Consider the following 1,814-nt stretch of genomic DNA (forward strand, 5'->3'; position numbering starts at 1 on the left):
GCCCGGCGGGGTGCCGCCGGACAGACCGAGGGTAACCGAGTGTTGCGCTATCGTCACTCGTATCATAAGTTATGAACTGGGTCTCGACGAGCTCGACCACCGGTTCAGTTTCGGCTCGACCACCGACCTGTCTCCCGGGGTCACCGTTCCCGGGCCAGCAGGCTCTCCTTGACGGGCAGCCCGTAGCGGAACCCGCCCAGCGTGCCGTCGGTGCGCAGGATGCGGTGGCACGGCACGAAGAGCGCTGCCGCGTTCATCGCGCATGCTCCGGCCGCCGCACGGACCGCGGCGGGCCGGCCAGCCCGCGCCGCGTACTCGGTGTACGTCAGGCGTTCGCCGGCCTTCACCTCGCGCAGCACGTCCCAGGCGTGCGTCCGGAACGGGCCGCTCGCCTGCCGTACGGGAACCCGCCCGGGTGCCCCGTGGTCGCCGTCGTAGTAGGCGCGGACGGCGTCGGTGGCCTCGGCGAGCACGCCGTCCGACGTCGACGGCCGGGCAAGCTGTCCCGGACCGGTGGCGGGCCGGAGGGTGGGATGGACGAGGGCGAGCAGCGCGTCGACGTCGGCGGTCCAGCCGGCGGCGAGCACCGCCTCCTGGGCCGCGGTGCCGGAGGCTCCGTCGGGCACGGTGCCGACGAGGATGCTGAAGGCGCCGTCCGGGGTGGTCAGGGTCGTGGCGTGCATGGTGTTCCTTCCGGGAGATGAGTCGTCAGCCGCACGGGTCGCTCGGGTGGCGTCTGACAGGTCAGGCGGAGCGCCAGAGGTGCATGGCGGCGTACGAGCGCCAGGGGGCCCACACCGCGCCGCGCCGGGCGAGCTCCTTGAACTGGTGGGGCCGGGGCGTGTCGGCCGAGACCAGGCCGAGGTGGCGTGCGCCGGCGAGCAGGGCGACGTCGCCGTCCATGAGGACGTCCGGGTCGCCGAGCACCCGCAGCGAGACGTACCCGGCGGTCCAGGGGCCGATGCCGGGCCGCGACACGAGACGTCGGCGTAGGTCGTCGGGGTCGTCACCGACGCTAAGGGCGAGGGTGCCGTCCGCGAGGTCGCGGCTGGCGCCGAGCACGGTCGCGAGGGTGCGGGCCGGTAGACGGAGGTACGCCTCGGCGCCGCTCGCGCCGCGCGCGGCGTCCTGGCCGAGCGGCGGACCGTCGCCGGGCCCCGGTGGGTCCGCCACCTGGGCAGGTGTGGGGAAGAGGCGGGTGAGCCCCGCGAACGCGGAGACGTAGGGGGTACCGACGCCCTTCGCGAGGCGGGACAGGTGGGTACGCGCCGCGGCCACGCTGATCTGCTGGCCCACTATCGCGCGGACCAGGAGCTCTGCCGGGTCGATGGCGCCCGGGACCCGGATGCCCGGGACCGCGGCGACCGACGGTGCGAGCACGGGGTCCGCGGCGAGGGCCGAGTCGACGGCCAACGGATCGGCGTCGAGATCCAGCAGCCGTCGCACCCGCGCGACGGCGACCGGGGCGTCGGCCAGGTCGGCGAGCTCGAGGTCCAGGTCGACCCGGCCGCAGCCTGGCCTGGGCACCCGCACCTCGAACGCGCCGGGGCCGTGCGGCAGGGCGACGGTCCGGGCGTACCGGAGAGGCGCCGGCCCGTCGGGCGAGCCGGTGCCCAGGTCCGCCGACTCGACACCCTCGACCGCGCGGACCGCCAGGAACTCGACCACGCCGTGCGCGTCGAACGGCTCCCGGACGGGCAGGGTGAGGGAGATCCGCACCGGCTGGTCCTCCGGAGCCGGTTCACCGAGGTCGGCACCTTGCACCGAGGTCGGCACAGGCCTGGACCGACCTCGGATTAAGGATCAAGACATGA

The 1,814-nt window shown here is 74.6% G+C and carries 2 protein-coding genes; both read right to left on the reverse strand.

Features of this window, described 5'->3' with window-relative positions:
- Window positions 1-140: 140 nt before the first annotated feature.
- A complete protein-coding gene (locus tag AB0F40_RS27490) occupies window positions 141-683 on the reverse strand; it encodes a methylated-DNA--[protein]-cysteine S-methyltransferase (protein WP_357475510.1) in 543 nt (180 codons plus the stop codon).
- A 61-nt stretch (window positions 684-744) separates the two neighbouring features.
- A complete protein-coding gene (locus tag AB0F40_RS27495) occupies window positions 745-1,719 on the reverse strand; it encodes an AlkA N-terminal domain-containing protein (RefSeq protein ID WP_357475513.1) in 975 nt (324 codons plus the stop codon).
- Between the last annotated feature and the right edge of the window lie 95 nt (window positions 1,720-1,814).

The sequence above is a fragment of the Promicromonospora sp. NPDC023987 genome, from assembly GCF_040639055.1.
In the GTDB taxonomy this organism is placed as follows: Bacteria; Actinomycetota; Actinomycetes; order Actinomycetales; family Cellulomonadaceae; genus Promicromonospora.